This window comes from Shewanella sp. SM95 (genome assembly GCF_025653595.1).
Lineage (GTDB): Bacteria > Pseudomonadota > Gammaproteobacteria > Enterobacterales > Shewanellaceae > Shewanella > Shewanella oncorhynchi.
Window position 1 is genome coordinate 1 of sequence record NZ_JAKKSE010000055.1, and the last position, 1,376, is coordinate 1,376.

Below are 1,376 nucleotides of genomic sequence, written 5' to 3' on the forward strand. Positions count from 1 at the left end.
GGATAATGGAATGGACCCATCCACTTTAAATCGGCCTCGCAATGGGCCACGATGTAGTCGCTAAAACTCATCAGAAAGAGGACGGGTCCACCTATGAAGATTACTACAATCGGTTTAGATATCGCAAAGTCTGTTTTTCATGCTGTTGGCGTCGATAAAGCGGGCAAGTTAATCAAAAAGAAAATGCTTAGACGCAAAGACTTGCTGCCCTTTGTCGCGAAAATTGAGCCTTGCCTTATCGTTATGGAGGCGTGTGGCGGCGCGAGTTATTGGGCCAGAGAATTCGAGCAATTTGGGCACGTAGTTAAGTTAATTGCCCCGCAGTATGTGGTTCCTTTTAGGCAAGGTAATAAAAATGACTACAACGATGCGCTAGCCATTGCCGAGGCTGCGCAGCGGCCCAACATGCGGTTTGTAAAACCCAAAAGTATCGAGCAGCAAGATGTGCAACTGCTCCACCGAATGCGCGAACGATTAACTAAGCAATCCACAGCGTTAATCAACCAAGTGCGAGGCATGTTAGCAGAATACGGCATCGTGATAGCCAAAAGTAAATCGGCTTTTAAAGTACAGTTCCCAGATATTTTAGCGGATGAAACCAATGCGCTGACCACTAAAGGTCGGGCCATTTTTTATCACTTATATGAAGAATTTAGTGATATAGAAAAACGGCTTAAGAGTTGTGATGCACAAGTGCTTACTGAAACTAAAAACAATGTGATTTGCCAGCGTTTAGAGACTATCCCTGGCATTGGTCCAGTCACCGCTACCGCCTTTTATGCCGCCGCAGGTGATGGTAAAGATTTCAGTAATGGCAGGCACTTTTCAGCTTGGTGTGGCTTGGTTCCCAAACAACACAGCAGCGGAGGTAAAGATAACCTCCTTGGGATAAGCAAGCGGGGAAATGCGTATTTACGCACCCTGTTCATCCACGGCGCCAGAGCGGTGTTGCAACACAGCCAGAATAAGCAAGATAAGTTTAGTTGCTGGGCAATCCAGTTAGCAGAGCGCCGAGGTTTTAACCGAGCCTGTGTAGCCGTCGCCAATAAGCTCGCGAGAATGGCATGGGTTATCGCGGCGCATGACGAAGAATATCGACTTCCAGTATAGTGCTGAATAGATTCAATAAACGTTAATAATTAATCAACCAGCAAGTTGCTATGACAATTGATTTGATGATGAGACAGTCAGACTGATCTACTGAAAACCTTAGCTCGCCATAGGCTCATAATGAAGCCGCAAGGATGATAAGGACAGTAGAAGCAGATATCCATCAGGGCCAGAGGCATACCTCAATAACAGGCCGAATATATGGGTGCAATGAACTCTTCTCATAATCGCTATCGAATGTCTTGCAAACCGGATGGGTCCATATA

General features: G+C 45.9%; 1 protein-coding gene. It reads left to right on the forward strand.

All coding sequences use genetic code 11. From position 1 onward, the window contains the following. Nucleotides 1–93: 93 nt before the first annotated feature. On the forward strand, nucleotides 94–1,110 hold the full coding sequence (locus L5M29_RS23590) for an IS110 family transposase (RefSeq protein ID WP_263143571.1): 1,017 nt from the start codon (nucleotides 94–96) through the stop codon (nucleotides 1,108–1,110). Nucleotides 1,111–1,376: the final 266 nt, after the last annotated feature.